Origin of the sequence: Arthrobacter sp. AK01, assembly GCF_021109375.1 — a bacterium.
In the GTDB taxonomy this organism is placed as follows: domain Bacteria; phylum Actinomycetota; class Actinomycetes; order Actinomycetales; family Micrococcaceae; genus Arthrobacter.
The window spans coordinates 69898-86133 of record NZ_JAJOHP010000013.1; the positions used below are offsets into that span (position 1 = coordinate 69898).

General features: G+C 62.9%; 12 protein-coding genes and 1 riboswitch. Of the genes, 2 read left to right on the forward strand and 10 right to left on the reverse strand.

Translation table 11 applies throughout. From position 1 onward, the window contains the following. Window positions 1-64 precede the first annotated feature (64 nt). The 9 genes from LN996_RS06560 to LN996_RS06600 all read right to left on the reverse strand — a co-directional run bounded on the left by LN996_RS06560 (window position 65) and on the right by LN996_RS06600 (window position 12443). Window positions 65-1552: a threonine/serine exporter ThrE family protein gene (locus tag LN996_RS06560; protein WP_159709126.1), complete on the reverse strand. Its 1488-nt coding sequence runs from the start codon at window positions 1550-1552 to the stop codon at window positions 65-67. Window positions 1553-1579: 27 nt separating this feature from the next. After that, window positions 1580-2896, reverse strand: a complete 1317-nt coding sequence (locus tag LN996_RS06565) for a peptidoglycan bridge formation glycyltransferase FemA/FemB family protein (RefSeq protein ID WP_231339622.1) — start codon at window positions 2894-2896, stop codon at window positions 1580-1582. 111 nt (window positions 2897-3007) lie between these two features. Continuing rightward, window positions 3008-4096: a peptidoglycan bridge formation glycyltransferase FemA/FemB family protein gene (locus LN996_RS06570; RefSeq protein WP_231339623.1), complete on the reverse strand. Its 1089-nt coding sequence runs from the start codon at window positions 4094-4096 to the stop codon at window positions 3008-3010. Between the two features lie 118 nt (window positions 4097-4214). Further along, window positions 4215-5036 carry a DNA/RNA non-specific endonuclease gene (locus tag LN996_RS06575; RefSeq protein ID WP_231339624.1) on the reverse strand — a complete coding sequence of 274 codons (822 nt, stop codon included), beginning with the start codon at window positions 5034-5036 and terminating at the stop codon, window positions 4215-4217. 38 nt (window positions 5037-5074) lie between these two features. After that, window positions 5075-6487 (reverse strand): L-serine ammonia-lyase, encoded by a 1413-nt coding sequence (locus LN996_RS06580; RefSeq protein ID WP_231339625.1) that lies wholly within the window; start codon window positions 6485-6487, stop codon window positions 5075-5077. A 407-nt stretch (window positions 6488-6894) separates the two neighbouring features. After that, window positions 6895-7281 (reverse strand): glycine cleavage system protein GcvH, encoded by a 387-nt coding sequence (gene gcvH / locus LN996_RS06585; RefSeq protein ID WP_231339626.1) that lies wholly within the window; start codon window positions 7279-7281, stop codon window positions 6895-6897. Between the two features lie 261 nt (window positions 7282-7542). Further along, complete coding sequence (gene gcvT, locus LN996_RS06590) at window positions 7543-8676, reverse strand: glycine cleavage system aminomethyltransferase GcvT (protein WP_231339627.1); 1134 nt, start codon at window positions 8674-8676, stop codon at window positions 7543-7545. Window positions 8677-8685: 9 nt separating this feature from the next. Further along, on the reverse strand, window positions 8686-11532 hold the full coding sequence (gcvP, locus tag LN996_RS06595; RefSeq protein WP_231339628.1) for an aminomethyl-transferring glycine dehydrogenase: 2847 nt from the start codon (window positions 11530-11532) through the stop codon (window positions 8686-8688). Window positions 11533-11713: 181 nt separating this feature from the next. Continuing rightward, window positions 11714-11811: riboswitch (glycine riboswitch) on the reverse strand. Window positions 11812-11903: 92 nt separating this feature from the next. Next, window positions 11904-12443 (reverse strand): TetR/AcrR family transcriptional regulator, encoded by a 540-nt coding sequence (locus LN996_RS06600; RefSeq protein WP_231339629.1) that lies wholly within the window; start codon window positions 12441-12443, stop codon window positions 11904-11906. A 73-nt stretch (window positions 12444-12516) separates the two neighbouring features. Between LN996_RS06600 and LN996_RS06605 the strand changes: the two genes are divergently transcribed. Then, window positions 12517-14067: an MFS transporter gene (locus LN996_RS06605; protein ID WP_231339630.1), complete on the forward strand. Its 1551-nt coding sequence runs from the start codon at window positions 12517-12519 to the stop codon at window positions 14065-14067. Between the two features lie 38 nt (window positions 14068-14105). Here the strand turns inward: LN996_RS06605 and LN996_RS06610 are convergent, their stop codons facing one another. Further along, window positions 14106-14765, reverse strand: coding sequence for a cyclodeaminase/cyclohydrolase family protein (locus LN996_RS06610; protein WP_231339631.1), 660 nt, complete (start codon window positions 14763-14765; stop codon window positions 14106-14108). Window positions 14766-14855: 90 nt separating this feature from the next. Here LN996_RS06610 and LN996_RS06615 point away from each other — a divergent pair, with 90 nt between their 5' ends. Next, entirely contained in the window at window positions 14856-16079 is a 1224-nt protein-coding gene (locus LN996_RS06615; RefSeq protein ID WP_231339632.1) for an amidohydrolase, read from the forward strand. Window positions 16080-16236: the final 157 nt, after the last annotated feature.

Here is a 16236-nt window from a genome sequence, read left to right on the forward strand (position 1 = left end):
GCTTTCGTTCTTAAAGCCGAACCCGGGCCCCCCCCGGGGGGGGGCCCCGGTTGGGCTTTTGTTGTTAACGCCTCCGTACCCGGCGGCGCTCGTTACTGGAGAGGCCCTTCGTGAGCGGCCTGGCCAGGTTGTCACCGAGCACGATGCCTGCGGCGACACCCAGCACTATCGCACCGGCATTCAGCATGCCACCGGCACCCGCCAGGAAGTCGCCCCCTTCCACGGTCAGGGCGTACATGGAGCGGAATATCGTCAGTCCAGGCAGCAGGATCAGCGCTGCTGGAACTGCGACCACCAGCTGGGGAGCACCCAATTTAAGCGCGACCACGCGAGCCAGCAGTCCGATAACCACCGCCGCGACGGCGGGCGATAAACGGTCGCCGAGCCCGGCTTCGCCCACACCCCACAAGACGAAGAACCCCACGATGCCGACTGCCGCCGTCGGGAATAACAGCCGCATTTGGGTTTGTTCGGTGACGCCAATGGCCACCACCGCGATGGCGATGAGGATGGCTTGGACCAAGAGGGGGTACGCGTCGGGGAATGTTTGTGTGACGTCCAGGACGGCGCTGCCCATGAGCGTCCCCACCACGACGGCGACGCCGATGCCCGCCACGATGGCCCCGAAGGTCAACAGCGTCGACAGGAACCGGCCCGCGGCCGTTACGGGGAACCCATTGATGGCATCCTGCACCGACGAGACCAGCCGCCCTGTTGGAAGCAGCAGCAGGATGCCGCCGGCCACCACAATGGACGGAGCGATGTCCGCGCCCGCCCACCGCAACATCAAGGCGATAAAGGTGACCAGGAAGGCGCACGCCATGGTGTTGAAGAAGTCTGCGGTCCGCCATCTGGCAAGTTGGCGGGAGAGCAGGCTGACCAGGATGTTGGAACCGAAGGCAACCGCAGAAGCTCCCAGGCCGCCACCCAAAACGCCGACGAAGACTGCGGCAAAGATGCCGAAGGCAATGGTGACCATCCACCGTGGGAAGGGCTTGGCGCTGCGGATGATCTCGTTCAAGCGGCGCACGGCTTCGTCGCGGCCCACTCCCCCGGCCACGATGTCCGTGACCAGTTGGTGCACTTGCGCAAGGCCGGCGTAGTTGTTGGTCCAGGAGCGCACCACGCGGAGCAGCGTGATGGGGGTCTGGTCCTTGGGCGCGTAATTGATGGCCACCGACTGGTTGGTGATGTCCACTTCAACGTTCTTCAGGCCAAGGGCAGCCGTAACGGCGATCATGCTCGTCTCGACTTCCAAGGCACCTGCCCCGTAGCGGAACATGACCTCAGCCAGGTGCAGGGCGAAGTCGATGGTCTTACGGGCGGAGGCATCCACTCCCACCACCTGGATGGTGGGGTTGGCATACGGACTTCCGGCAAGCCGGTCCACGATGTTCATGGGCGCCGTGGGCGGGCTGTCACCCTGGACCAGGCGCATGAGCATGCGTTTGGCGTTGACGTTCTGCCGGACCTGCGATGGCCGCAGCGGCTGGGTCTTGGGCAAGCCGTCGGTATGGGGCCTGCTGGCGGACCCCTCGGGGCGTTCAGTCACGCGGTGATCCTCCCTTGGCTTGATTGATTAGCGGTTCCCCCGCAGGTTTCGTACTACTGGCAATTTCTCAAGGGGCAATCGTCCCAGCACTGTCTGGGCGGCTCCTGCGAGCTTCCTGACCACCCGATAGGCGTTGAAGATGAGCGGGTTCACCGGGGCCACGAAGTCTCCCACCAGTTGGACTACTTCGCCACCGAAGCCCTTCTTGAATTCGTAGCCGCCGTGGCCGGTCTCATCCTGGCCCTGGATGCCGAACGTGCCGTAGAAGTTGTAGCGCGAGTAGCCGTTGTTGAGCGCGTGCAGCATCATGCCCCAGTAGAGGGAGGTGGCACCGTTGAAGTAAATGTAATCCTGAACTGTGCCGCCGATGACGCACACCAGTTCGTCACCTGAGCAAGCGAAGTGGATGGCTGCGACGGTGGCGACGCCTACGGAGTCCGGGAACCGTTCGATGTCCTTGAGGCTTCGCTCGTAGCTGTCCACGAGGTCCTGGACAACCTTGATGCGGTTGGCCTTTTTCTTGCTGCCTGTTTCCTCAACCTCGCGCTTGAGGTCTGCCAGGGTCTTGGATTCGGCATCCAGGCGTTCGGTGATGGACGCGCGGTACTCGGGGATGTTGATTTTGGCCATCATGAGCTTGGTGAACTCATCGGAGGTGTTGCGGAGCAGTTGCTCGTAGTACTCGCGTTCGCGGTACGTGAAGCCCTTCTCGTCGCCGGCGGTGCTCAGCGCGTTGTAGAACTCATCCAAGGTCTCCAGCGTGGCTTGCTCCAGGTAAACGCCGTTCTTTTCGGCTTTCCGGATGGCCTTGCGGGTGCGGTAGTTCATGCCCATGATCAGCTCTTCGGAATCTGCGATCCCGTCGAGCTGCTTGATGAACATCCAGTTGATGTTGGCGAAGTTCATGTCGAAGCCCTGGTGCTTGAAGCCCAGGCCTTCGAACTCCTTCAGCAGTGGGCGGTTGTCCTCTACCTCCGGGTGCTCGGCGCCTTCTTCGTCCCGTGCGATGTACCGGATGTTGGGTGAGATCCGCAGTTCCGCGGCCTTCTTCGAAGCCGCGTGCTTCTTCAGCTGCTCGACGACGAAGCTCACCATCGCGGGGTCGCTGTAGTCCATCAGTGGTCCCTTGGCGCAGTCGCACACCTTGTAGCCGAAGCGGTTGCTTGTGTAGACGAGCTTGCCAGCGGCGATCAGGCTCCCGGCCTGCCTCACGCCAAAGAGCTCGACTTCCTGCCCACGGGCGCGCTGGAAGCGTGTCAGGTCCATGGACTGGATGAAGCTGCCCTGGGGGTGTCCCTTGGCAAACGTCTCGAAATCAGCGTCACTGAGAATCACGAATTCCATGTCGGTTCCAGCCTCAATCGGAGTCAAAGAAAATACCTCACCTAACAGTAGATTTGCACCCGTTGGTGGCCGGGGCGGGCCTGAAGTTTGCTTGCTGCCGATAACTGGCTGTCAGTAGAACTGGCCGCCGGTGCGCATGGTTTCGAGTCGACGGAAGATACGTTCCGCTCCCTTTAGCCACAGCTTGTAGCGGACTGGTCCCAGCACAAGGTCGTAACAGCCCACGAAATCCGTGACGGTCTTGGTGAAGCTGGTCTTGAAGGATCCCAGGCCATAGAGCGGGTGCGACTTGTCCTTGATCTTGGCCGCAGGGGGTGTGCCGCAGAAATCGTATTCCACGCAGCCAAGCTCCTGCATGCGCCGGATCGCAGCCCACTGCGCCAAGTGTGAGTCACCGTACTGCTTGCGGTTCTGGGTGGAACCGCCGTCCTTGTACGTCGCCTTGGAACCGTAGTTGATGACGAAAGCGCCAACGCTCGGCGCCCCGTCCTCGTGAACGAAGAAGAAGTGCCCTTGGCCTCGGCTGCTGAACTCTTCCCAGAACGTGGCGTAGTACTCATAATTCCGGAGCGGCATGGCCCCCTTGGCGTTCATGGTGTTCTGCATGAGGCCGTAAAGCTTGCGGTAACTGTCTTCGCCGGGCTCCGCCTGGACTACCTCGCAGCCTTCACGCTCCGCCCTGCGGACTGCGTTCCGGGCACGCGAGGAAATGTTGCGGAGCACTTCATTGGCCGGTGCCGAGATATCGAGTATCGCCGTTGAGTCGTTGGATTGGATGTTCGGTGCTTTAACCAAGCCAGCGGCCTTCAGGTGCGTCACCGCCTCGGGTGAGTCCACGACGTCGGGCTCTATCTTGATGGCGAAGACGTTCATCTTCTGTTCCTTGGCCAGGGCGGCGATGGCCGTGAGCATGGGGGTCATGTCCTCTACGGCAGCAGCGTCCGGGCCTTTGATCAGGTACCAGAGCCGGCCCATGACCGGGAACTTCTTCTCCAGGAGCAGGTTGTAGCTGGCGTAGCCGGCGCTCTCCACCACAAGGCGGCGGACCAGCCAGCCGTTGCCGTCCTTGACTGCCGCGTAGGCGTCCGATTGCAGCATGTTGCCGCCATTCGGATTGGCCGTGACGTGCTTGTCCCAGTTGTCGATTTCCTCGGCGGTGGCAAAGCGGGCGGTGAATTCTCGCAAGGTGGCCGTGTCCAATCTCAGGGTTTTGGTGCAGTGTTCAAAAGCGTGGTGCGCATGCGGACATGCAGCCCCAAGTCTATCGGGCTGAGAAAAATCGGCTCATTTCTGAGCTGAAGCGGGCGCTAACAGGTGCTTACAAACGGATCTGGTCCATGCTCTCCAGCTGGATTGCCTTCGGTTGCTTTCCGAGTTCACGCTGGCCGCTGACAAGGCGGTCCGCAGTGGACAGCCGGCTCAGGCTTAGTCCTGTCAGGTCCGCGATCTCCCCGATGGGGACCTGGAAGGTCCGGAACGGACCCAGCGGGGGCGGTTCGCCTTCCAGGAGCCGCGTCTCGATGGCTCTCTTCAGGTCAACCTTGCCCAGCAGCGGCGACTGGTCCAGGACGAACCCGACGGCGGCCAGCTTGGCATCGTTGGTCCATGCCGCGATCTTCCAGAACTTCCGCGGGATCTGGACACCACGGTACGGCTGATCATCATCACGGAAGACCGGTCCTGTGAAGACACTGAGTTTGGCGTCGTGGGCGTCGGCATGTTCAAGCACATGGTCTTCGAGCCCCACCCACAGCTCCTTGCCCTGGTTGAAGTCATCCACTTGCGGCGCAGCGTTGGTGAAGGCAAACGTATCCTGGTTGGCTTTCTTGGCCGTAGCAGCATCGCCCCAGACAGGATCAAGGCGCCGGACCAGGTGTCCACGGTCGAACGCGTTGTTCTTGTAGACGTCCGGGCCTGCCTGTTGCTCCTTGGGGATCCTGTCGTCGAAGTGCCAGGTTCCCTCGCGGGCCAAAGGGTTCAGCTCCGCACCGCTGATGTTGACACCCACGATCGCCGCAAGCTTCCGGGCAGCCCGGAAACGCACAGAAAAGTGGATGTAGTCCAACAGAATCGTCGTCGCCGACGGACTGGGCAGCTCAAGGCGTGCCCGCAAAAAATCCCTGTCGTATCCCCCGCTCATGGATACAGCATGGCACTAGCCACCGACAGTAAACAGACTCAGCATTCGACGACGTTGACGGCGAGGCCGCCCATCGCGGTTTCCTTGTACTTATGGGACATGTCCTTGCCCGTCTCCCGCATGGTCACGATCACCTCGTCCAGGGAAACCCGGTGCGTCCCGTCACCCCAGAGCGCCATCTTCGTAGCATTGATCGCCTTCGCCGCAGCGATCGCGTTCCGCTCAATACACGGAATCTGCACCAACCCCCCGATCGGATCACACGTGAGCCCCAGGTTATGTTCCATCGCGATCTCCGCAGCGTTCTCCACCTGACCCGGCGTACCACCCATCACCTCAGCCAACCCAGCAGCAGCCATCGACGACGCCGAACCCACCTCACCCTGACAACCCACCTCAGCCCCCGAAATAGAGGCCTGCTCCTTGTACAACACACCCACAGCACCAGCAGCGAGCAGGAACTTCACCACCACATCATCCCTATCAGCCTGGGTAGCCTGATCCATGCCCGGAGCATAATTCAACGCGTAATACAGCACCGCCGGGATAATCCCCGCCGCACCATTCGTCGGCGCCGTCACCACCCGGCCACCCGAAGCGTTCTCCTCATTGACAGCCAGGGCGATCAGGTTCACCCACTCCTGCCAATACTTCGGATCGTTCCGGTCCTTATCCTCCTTCAGCAACCGCTCCAACCAATCAGGAGCACGACGCCGGACCCGCAACCCACCAGGCAACACACCCTCACGCTTCAAACTCGTCTCAACACAGGCCTCCATCACCGACCAGATATGCAGCAAACCCTCCCGGATCTCCTCCTCCGACCGGGACGCCCGCTCGTTGATGAACATGATGTCGCTGATCCCCAAGCCCTTGGACGCACACCGGCCCATCAACTCCGCCGCCGTCCTAAAAGGCAACGGCAACTCCTTCTTGGACTCCTCCAACTCCTGCTGGGCCGCGTTCTCCTCACCCTCACGGACAATAAACCCACCACCGACCGAGAAGAACGTCGCCTCCCGCAGAACATTCCCCTCAGCATCAGAGACAGCAAACTTCATCCCGTTCGTATGCCGCGGCAACACCGTCAACGGATGCAACACCATATCCTCCACCGCATACGGCAGCTCCACACCTTCACCGGACGCACCGGCCAGGTTCAGCACACCCGTCTCAGCGATCATGGCCAACCGCTCCTCCACCTCCTCAGGCAGAATGAGCTCAGGGTCGAAGCCCTCCAGTCCCAGCAACACTGCGGTGAACGTCCCATGGCCTCTGCCCGTCGCAGCCAATGAGCCGTAAAGATCAACCCTCAAGCCCACCACGGAATCGAGCACGCCGGACTCACGCAGCTCGCGGGCAAACACCGCCCCGGCCCGCATCGGCCCCACAGTATGAGAACTCGACGGACCAATACCCACAGAGAACAGATCGAAAACACCAACAGCCATGGTCGGGATCCCTTAATACAGCTTGAAACGGTCCGGCAGATGGTCCTGCCGGATGGCCTCCCCCGCTTGTGGCGGTAGGCGACCGAAGCACGACGCCGGATGGCCCCCAAAGGCGGCAACCCGGCGTCGCAAATTTATTCAGTTCTACAATCCCACGCTACGCCTTGTGGGCCGGTGCTGCCTGCGAGCGTTCGGGCCCGTTGGGTCGACGTCCTCCGCGGGCTCGGTCGCTGAAGCGCCCGCTGGGCGGACGCGAAGCTCCCTTGGACGCCCGCTTCCGGACGCCAGCCCAAAGGGGCCCTTGGCGAGGGCCATCCCGGCGCCCAATACGGGGTCTTGCTGCGGAACATGCCGTGCGCACGCCACGACCCGCAGCGACCCCCCGAATCAGACTCGGTCGAAGGGAGTTAGGAGAGGTCTCCGCCATTCTTGGAGGCGTATTCCTCGGCAGAGAGCAGCGGGCCGTCGGACTCAGCGGCGACCTTGAAGAGCCAGCCGGCACCGTAAGGGTCGCTGTTGATCAGTGCGGGGTCGCCGACAACTGCGTCGTTGATCTCCGTGACCTCACCGGTGACCGGCGAGTACAGGTCCGAGACGGACTTGGTGGACTCAACTTCGCCGCAGGTCTCGCCAGCGGTGACCGTGGAGCCAACCTCGGGCAGGTCAACGTACACGATGTCACCCAGAGCGTCGGTGGCAACCTCGGAGATGCCGACGGATACCGAGTTCCCTTCGCCGCGGGAGACCCACTCGTGCTCGTCGGAGTACTGAAGTTCGGGCGCTACTTTGGGCATTCTGATTCCTTTACGTGTAGTGGCTACATCTAATTGTGTCGCGCCGGGGGCCGTGAGCGCGGATGATTCAGGGGTGTGGCAAAGGATCACCTTCGGCAGGCCCCCACTCCCCCAGCACCTTAGCGGTTCACGAAGCGCCGGAGGACTCTCCCCTTTGGAACCGACATCCGGAAGCGGGCGTCCAAGGGAGCATCGCGTCCGCTCAGCGGGCGCACATGCGACCGAGCCCGCGGAGGATGTCGGTCCCAAAGGACCCGCAACTTACTTTTGGCGCTTGTAGAACGGCAGTGCGACGACTTCGAACGGCTCGCTCTTACCCCGCAGGTCGATGTCCAACGCGGTACCCAGACCAGAGTGCTCGACGTCGACATACGCCAACGCTACCGGGTAGCCGAGCGTGGGGCTGGGCTGGCCGGAGGTCACTTCGCCAACCACTGCACCGTCCTTGAGGACCGGGTAGTGGCCGCGTCCGGCGCGGCGTCCCAAGCCCTTGAGGCCCACGAGCTTGCGCCCGCTGGTGGCACCGGCCCCGTCAGCCTTGAGGGCAGCGAGTGCGTCCTTGCCGACGAAGTCGCCTTCCTTGGACAGCGCCACCACCGGGCCGAGCCCTGCAGCGAAGGGGTTGCCTTCGCGGGAGAGCTCGTTGCCGTAGAGGGGCATGCCGGCTTCGAGACGCAGTGAGTCACGGGAAGCCAGGCCGGCGGGAGTGAGTTCGCCTTCCTCAGCAACGTCGGCGATGGCTTGCCACAGGGCTGCGGCGGAATCGTTCGCCACGAAGATCTCGAAGCCGTCTTCGCCGGTGTATCCGGTGCGGGCCAACAGCAGGTCTTGAGTGCCGCCGTCGAACGTGAACGGGACTTCAACTGCCGCGTAGTACTTCAGTTCGGTGACCAGTGCGTGCTGTTCGGCCGGAACCAAGCGCAGCAGGATGGCTTCGGCGAGCGGGCCCTGCACTGCAATGAGTGAAGTTTCGGCCGAAGCGTCCTCAACCGCGACGTCGAAACCGGCCGCTCGCTCCAGAAGGGCTTCGGCGACAACGGCAGCGTTGCCCGCGTTTGGAACCACCAGGAACTTCTCGGAACCGCGACGGTATGTGATGAGGTCATCGATGATGCCGCCGTCTTCCTGGCAGATCAGCGAGTACTTGGCCTTGCCGTCGGACATGGCGGAGATCTTTCCCACCAGGGCGAAGTCGAGGAACGCAGCAGCCTCCGGACCGGTGACCCAGACTTCGCCCATGTGGGAGAGGTCGAACAGGCCGGCGGATTTGCGGACTGCGTGGTGCTCGGCCAGTTCGGAGGAGTACTTGAGCGGCATCTGCCAGCCACCGAAGTCGGTGAAGGACGCGCCGAGCTTCTTGTGCTCTTCGTAGAGAGCGGTGTAGTTCTCAGTCATGACCAGTCCTTAGTTTTCGAAGTCTTCGATCGGAGGGCAGGAGCAGACCAGGTTGCGGTCTCCCGCTGCGCCATCGATGCGGCCGACAGGCGGGAAGTACTTGTCCTGCTTGAGGTGGTGGACCGGGAAGGCGGCCTGCTCGCGCGGGTACGCGCGGTCCCAATCAGAACTTACGACGGCGGCAGCAGTGTGGGGTGCCTTGCGCAGCGGCGAGTTCTCAACGGCGAAGTCTCCGTTGGCAACCTGGTCGATTTCCTTGCGGATGGTGATCATGGCTTCGATGAAGCGGTCGATCTCCACGAGGTCTTCGGACTCGGTGGGCTCCACCATCAACGTGCCGGCAACCGGGAACGCGAGGGTGGGTGCGTGGAAGCCGAAGTCGATGAGGCGCTTGGCCACGTCTTCAGCCGTGACGCCGGTCTTGGCCGTCAGTTCGCGCAGGTCAAGGATGCACTCGTGCGCTACGAGTCCGCCTTCGCCGGTGTAGAGGACCGGGAAGTGGTCGTTGAGGCGCGAAGCGATGTAGTTCGCAGCCAGCAGCGCGGACTTGGTCGCTTCGGTGAGGCCCTGGCCACCCATCAGCTTCACGTACGCCCAGGAAATCGGCAGGACGCCGGCGGAACCGAAACGGGACGCGGAAATCGGGACGTCGTTGCCTTCGGTCCAGGATGCGGCGTCACCCGGCATGAACGGAGCGAGGTGTGCCTTGGCTGCTACGGGGCCAACGCCGGGTCCGCCACCGCCGTGCGGGATGCAGAAGGTCTTGTGCAGGTTCAAGTGGGAAACGTCCCCGCCGAACTTGCCCGGCTGGGCCAGGCCCACGAGTGCGTTGAGGTTGGCGCCGTCGATGTACACCTGGCCGCCGGCTTCATGGATGGCGTCGCAGACTTCGCGGACGTCGGCGTCGTACACACCATGCGTGGACGGGTAGGTGATCATGATGGCCGAGAGGGCGTCCCTGTTGGCCTCGATCTTGTTCTTGAGGTCAACGTGGTCGATGGTGCCATCGGGTGCGGTGGCGACAACCACTACCTTCATGCCCGCGAGCACTGCGGAGGCAGCGTTGGTGCCGTGCGCCGAGGCGGGGATGAGGCATACGTTGCGCTGGTCATCGCCGTTGGAGAGGTGGTAGCCGCGGATGGCCAGGAGGCCGGCGAGCTCACCCTGGGAGCCGGCGTTCGGCTGGATGGAGACCTGGTCGTAACCAGTGATCTCGGTCAGCTGGGCCTCAAGGTCGGTGATGAGTTCGCGCCAGCCTTCGGTCTGGGAATCCGGGGCGAACGGATGGATCGAAGCGAACTCCGGCCAGGAAATGGCTTCCATCTCAGCGGTGGCGTTGAGCTTCATGGTGCACGAGCCCAGCGGGATCATGGTGCGATCCAGTGCGAGGTCGCGGTCAGAGAGCTTGCGGATGTAGCGGAGGAGCTGGGTTTCGGAGCGGTGCGTGTTGAACACCGGGTGCTGCATGAAGTCGCTCGTGCGCTCAACAGAGCCCTCAAGCGCAAAGCCATCAGCGGACTCAAGCACCGAAGCGCCGAAGACCGACGCGACGTCGGCGACAACCGCCGTCGTCGTGGTCTCATCAACCGAGATGCCCACCGTGTCAGCGTCAACGCCGCGGAGGTTGATGCCCTTCGCTTCCGCAGCGGCCACGATCGCGGCAGCCTTGCCGGGGACGCGGACGGTGATGGTGTCGAAGAAGGAACCGTGGAGGACCTCGACGCCGGCAGCCTTCAGCGACGCTGCGAGGGTCCGGGCGTGGCCGTGGGCGGTCTCGGCGATCGCCTTCAGGCCTTCCGGGCCGTGGTAGACGGCGTACATCGAGGCCACGATGGCGAGGAGTGCCTGGGCGGTACAGATGTTGGAGGTAGCCTTCTCGCGGCGGATGTGCTGCTCGCGGGTCTGCAGCGCCAAGCGGTAGGCGGGGACACCGGCGTCGTCCTTGGAAACGCCCACCAGACGGCCGGGCATGGAACGCTCCAGGCCCTTCTGGACGGCCATGTACGCGGCGTGCGGGCCGCCGAAGAACAGCGGAACGCCCAAGCGCTGCGCGGAACCAACAGCGATATCGGCGCCCTGCTCACCCGGAGGGGTGATGAGCGTCAGGGACAGGAGGTCGGCAGCAACAGTAACCAGCGCGCCGCGTTCCTTGGCTTCAGCAATGACGGCAGAGTGGTCGAACACGCGTCCCGAAACGCCGGGCTGCTGCAGGACGACGCCGTTGATGGCGCCTTCCGGGAGACCGAGCGAGAGGTCGGCGACCTCAACGTCGAAGCCGAGGGCTTCGGCGCGGCCCTTCACAATGGCGATGGTCTGCGGCAGGCAGTCGGCGTCAAGAACGGTCTTGCCGTCCTGGGCGGCCTTGTTCTTGTTGGCGCGGCGCATCATCAGGACGGCCTCGGCCACGGCCGTTGCTTCATCCAGCAGGGAGGCGTTGGCGATCGGCAGGCCAACCAGGTCCTGGACCATGGTCTGGAAGTTCAAGAGTGCTTCGAGGCGGCCCTGGGAGATTTCCGGCTGGTACGGGGTGTAGGCGGTGTACCAGGCCGGGGATTCAAGGATGTTGCGGCGGATCACCGGCGGCGTCACGGTGTCGTAGTAGCCCTGGCCGATCATCTGGACAGCGGTCTTGTTCTTGGACGCAAGTTTGCGCAGCTCTGCCAGGACCTCCACTTCACTCAGCGCGTTTTGCAGTGTGAGGGCGACGTCCTGGCGGATGTCGTTCGGAACGGCGGTGTCGACCAGCGAATCAACGGTGTCGTAGCCGACGGACTTGAGCATGGTCTCAATGTCGGCCTGGCGGCGTGCGCCGATATGCCGATCGACGAAGGTGGTGGAGGCAGAACTAACCGTCACGAAGGAACTCCAATACTTGGGCGGCGTTTGGGTACGCCACAGCGGCTCGGGTTCCTCCCCGCTCTGTATTGGACCTGAGAGTTTCCGCGGGTTGTTGGGACAACCATCGCTTGCACCGTCGGTGAGCACAGCGCCCATTGGCCCGAAGGTGGGCTGAGCGCCTGCTGCTTTCCAGAGTTGCCTTGCCGCGGCGGTGCGTGGGCCTGAGAGATTCCTGGGGAGGGTTTGCTCCTACGGCGCCTGCACCACATGCTTGCAGGACTCTCCCGCCGCAGATCATAGGCATGTTCAGTTGTACGCGACCTCAGTCAGGGCAGGCCACAAGGGTTAATTGTCCTACGTGGCGGTCGCCGCCGCAAATGGGCGACGTGCTACTTCCGCAGCCGGTCCAGGACTCCCAACAGGATTTCGACGTCGGCCTCCCGGCCTGCGTTGCCGTCGTCCTGGCCGCCTTCGAACATTGCGTTGAAATACAGCCCGTCACCCATGTAACTGACGGCCTTGGCGACCTCGGGTCCCACATCCTTGGCCAGGACATCGAGCCATTGCTTTTGGATTCCGGCAAACCTGCGGCGGGTTTCTTCATGGGCAACCTCGGCCAGGCGGGTCGCGGCCACAAACGCACGGTCCATCGGAGTCCCGGCCCACAGGGACGTCCGGATGAAGTACGCGGCAGCACCGTCCGGCGCGGCCCTCATCCGCTCAATGTCCTGTTCAGCCAGTTGGTCCAGTCGTTCCAGCAAGGCACTGATCAGCGATTCCTTGTTGGGGAAGTGGTACAGCAGCCCACCCTTGGAGACCCCGGCCCGCTTGGCGACGGCGTCGAGCGTGGCAGCCCGTTCCCCTACCTCTATGAGGAGGGCTTCGTAGGCATCCAGGACGGCATCCCGGGCAACTGGTTTTCGTGGCATGAGTACATCATTCCCTAAAGGCTTGTTGGGGTTCCATTTGAAACTGTACCGTCTGGACGGTATAGTAAGTGACATGTTCTCGCCGTCCTCAACCCAAGCACCCCGCTCCGCTCGTCCCGATATGGGCCAGGCAGCACCGTGGCGCGATTGGACGGCACTGGCGCTCCTGATGTTCCCGGTGCTGCTGGTGGCCGTCGACAACACCGCGCTCACCTTTGCCCTGCCCGAGATCGCCCGCTCCCTGGACGTGGGCGGCGTTCAACTCCTATGGATTGTTGACGCCTACCCGCTGGTCCTCGCGGCGCTTCTCGTTTCCATGGGTAACCTGGGCGACAGGATCGGACGACGGCGGCTGCTGCTGGTCGGCAGCACAGGCTTCGCTGCGGTGTCGGCTGCTACAGCCTTCGCACCTTCCGCGGAGTGGCTCATTGCCGGACGCGCCGGCCTCGGCGTCTTCGGCGCCATGCTGATGCCGTCCACGCTTTCCCTGATCCGGAACATCTTTACCGACCCCAACCGCCGCCGGCTTGCGATCGCCGTCTGGGCTGCCGGTTTCTCCGGTGGCGCAGCCCTCGGCCCGATCTTTGGCGGCTGGCTGGTGGAACACTTCTGGTGGGGTGCCGTCTTCCTGGTGGCAGCTTTCCTGCTCCTGCCGCTCCTGGCTTTCGGCCGGGTCCTGATTCCCGAGTCCAAGGACTCCAATCCGGGACGTGTGGACGTGCCCAGCATCGTCCTGTCTGTGGTCACCATGGCTCCTTTTGTTTACGGCATCAAGGAATTCGCAGTGCATGGCTTCGGGGCATCCGCGGCAGCCTTCATGGGCTTCGGCGTGGTGATGGGCATTCTCTTCGTTCGCCGCCAGCAGCGGATCGAGAACCCCATGCTGGATGTCGCATTGTTCAGGAACAAGGTGTTCAGCACGGCCATCGTGGCCAACGTGCTGTCCCTCTTCTCCATGACGGGTTTTATCTACTTCTTCGCCCAGCACCTGCAGTTGGTGGAGGGGCAGTCCCCCATGGAGGCGGGCATCGCGATGATTCCCGCGCTCCTGGCCACAGTCATTGCCGGGCTCCTGGTGGTGCCTCTGGTGAAGCGTGTGCGGCCCGGATTCGTGGTGGCGGCCGGGCTGACCTTGAGCGCAGTGGGTTACCTGGTAGTGGTGGTGGGCGACCACGGCAGTGGACCCGTATTCCTGCTCTCAGCACTGACCGTGCTTGCGGTGGGTGTGGGTGCCGCGGAGACCATCTCCAACGACCTCATCCTGGCCTCGGTGCCGGCAGATAAATCCGGAGCGGCCTCGGCCATCTCCGAAACCGGCTACGAACTGGGGTCGCTCCTGGGAACGGCCGTGCTCGGCTCCATCCTTACGGCTTCCTACCAGCACAACCTGATCATTCCGGACGGCATCTCCGAGCAAGCTGCCGGGAACTCCGGCGAAACGCTCGCCGGCGCTGTTGATGCGGCGGCCGCCCTTCCGGCCCCGTTGTCGGAGGCGCTGACACATGCCGCCCGGACAGCTTTCGAGTCCGGTGTCCACATCACTGCGGCGATTGGGCTGGTCCTGATGGCAGGCGCGGCAGTACTCGCCGCCGTCGTACTTCGGCGTGTGCCGAAGGCGCAGTAGTAAACCCAGTGGTGTAGTCAAAGCGGTGCCGACTGAAGCTAGACAGCTTCGGTCGGCGCCGCTTTTGGGTCGACTCCAGCGGTGAGTTCGTCGATTCTGTCGAGGGCGTCACTGAGTCGGGTCACCGTATTCCAAAGCTCTGGATGCTGTTCCCCAACTTCCTGGAGCGTGGTGCCGGCCGAGGTCAAGGACGCGAGGTCGAAGCTCACGTTGGTTCTGGCTCCGGCTATGGCTGCACGGAGGGCTCCAAAGCCCACAACGACATCGGCGATCAGCGCCGGGTTCCCTTTGGAAGCGAGCCAGCCCAGGTCTTCGATGGCCTCGATGGCTCGCTTCCCCAGGACGCCTGAAGCCTCGGCAGCATCGACGGAGGCCTGATGAATCGCGGCGTCGCGTTCCGGACCGGGGTCGAGGCGGAAGGCGGCGCCGAAAGCGTTGGAGGCGGACGCGTCGTCGTCGGCTAATTGAAGCGCAGCTTGGCGAAGTGCATGGGCCCGGGCGTGGATGTCACCGAGCTGTTCATGCTGGGCCTCCTCCGCCTGGGTGTATCCGGCGACCATGGACGTCAGCGAGGCCGCGATGGAGAGCATGACGCCGGTCCCGGCACCCCCGCCCGGCGAACCGGTTGCTTCCGCCAAGGCCTTGGTCCACTCCTCCACGGTGGATTGCTGAGTGGTGACTGGTTCTGAATCCCTCATGCCATCCAGTGTGCCGGGGCTTCCCAGCCTTTGCAGCTTTGGGCTGGATACACTGACCAGATCTAGGCGTCGAACGAAAAGGGCAGACTCATGACCATTGACCTCGAAAAGCTCTACAAGGACCTGCACGCCCATCCGGAGTTGTCGTTCCAAGAGACCCGAACCGCCGGGATCGCCGCGGGTTATCTTGAAGACCTCGGATTCACGGTTCACCGCAATATCGGAAAGACCGGGGTTGTTGGTGTTCTGGAGAATGGACCCGGACCGGTGGTGATGCTCAGGGCAGACATGGATGCGTTGCCGGTCAAGGAAGCAACGGGTTTGGACTATGCGAGCACGGCTGTGGGTGTTGATCATGAGGGCAGGGACATGCCGGTCATGCACGCTTGTGGCCATGACGTGCATGTGAGTTGCCTTGTTGGCGCGGTGGAGGTCCTGGCCGCGCAGCGTGATGAGTGGCAAGGCACCCTGATAGCCCTCTTCCAGCCGGCAGAAGAATGGGGCGGCGGGGCGGAAACCATGGTTGCCGCTGGGTTGTATGACGTGGTGCCGAAACCCGACGTCGTCCTAGGCCAGCACGTGGCCCCTTTCCCTGCCGGATGGTTCGGCATGCGTACCGGCGTCACCATGGCGTCCGCCGATTCCCTCAACATCACTTTGCATGGACGAGGGGGGCACGGATCGCGCCCGGAGACCACTATTGATCCAGTATTGATGGCTGCTGCAACCACTGTCAGGTTGCAGGGCATCGTCTCACGTGAACTCGCAGCCAGCGACTCCGCGGTGGTGACCGTTGGGCAGATTCACTCAGGGACAAAGAATAACATCATCCCGGAAACGGCAACTCTGGGCCTCAGCGTCCGTACCTTCAGTGACGCCACCAGGGATAAGATCCTCGGTTCAATTGAACGCATTGCCAAGGGGGAAGCCACAGCTTCAGGTGCTCCCAAGGAACCGGAAGTTCATTTCGAAGAACGGTTCCCACTGACAGTCAACGACGAAGATGCCACCGGGAAGGTGTCCGCAGCCTTCAAGGCAAAGTTTGGCGAAACACAGATTATCGACCCCGGACCGGTGTCCGGGAGCGAGGACGTGGGAGTCTTGGCCACCGCTGCCGGTGCTCCGCTGGTGTTCTGGTTCCTGGGTGGCTCTGAGCCTTCCTTGTTCAAGGAATTCGCCGCAACAGGTCGCCTTCCCGAGGACATTCCGTCGAATCACTCGCCATACTTTGCACCAGTTATCCAGCCAACGCTGACGCGAGGGACGGAAGCCCTGGTGACGGCTGCCCGAGAGTTCCTGGCCATTCCGTCCTAGGGTTTTATCCACAAGAACCAGCCCGCCGGCAAAGGGTTGAAGGGGCGGGGGCCCCCGCCCGCGCACCGCATTTTTTGTCGCGCTGCGCGAGCAAAGCATGGGGGGGGTGTGTGGGAAAAAAAAACCGGCGCGGGGGGGGGAGTTGGGGTGGAGACAA

Bases quoted from the DNA above. Each gene is read 5' to 3' on its own strand.
- LN996_RS06565 (WP_231339622.1), bottom strand. From the start codon at position 2,896: ATGGAATTCGTGATTCTCAGTGACGCTGATTTCGAGACGTTTGCCAAG.
- LN996_RS06575 (WP_231339624.1), bottom strand. From the start codon at position 5,036: ATGAGCGGGGGATACGACAGGGATTTTTTGCGGGCACGCCTTGAGCTG.
- LN996_RS06580 (WP_231339625.1), bottom strand. From the start codon at position 6,487: ATGGCTGTTGGTGTTTTCGATCTGTTCTCTGTGGGTATTGGTCCGTCG.
- gcvH (WP_231339626.1), bottom strand. From the start codon at position 7,281: ATGCCCAAAGTAGCGCCCGAACTTCAGTACTCCGACGAGCACGAGTGG.
- gcvT (WP_231339627.1), bottom strand. From the start codon at position 8,676: ATGACTGAGAACTACACCGCTCTCTACGAAGAGCACAAGAAGCTCGGC.
- LN996_RS06600 (WP_231339629.1), bottom strand. From the start codon at position 12,443: ATGCCACGAAAACCAGTTGCCCGGGATGCCGTCCTGGATGCCTACGAA.
- LN996_RS06605 (WP_231339630.1), top strand. From the start codon at position 12,517: ATGTTCTCGCCGTCCTCAACCCAAGCACCCCGCTCCGCTCGTCCCGAT.
- LN996_RS06610 (WP_231339631.1), bottom strand. From the start codon at position 14,765: ATGAGGGATTCAGAACCAGTCACCACTCAGCAATCCACCGTGGAGGAG.
- LN996_RS06615 (WP_231339632.1), top strand. From the start codon at position 14,856: ATGACCATTGACCTCGAAAAGCTCTACAAGGACCTGCACGCCCATCCG.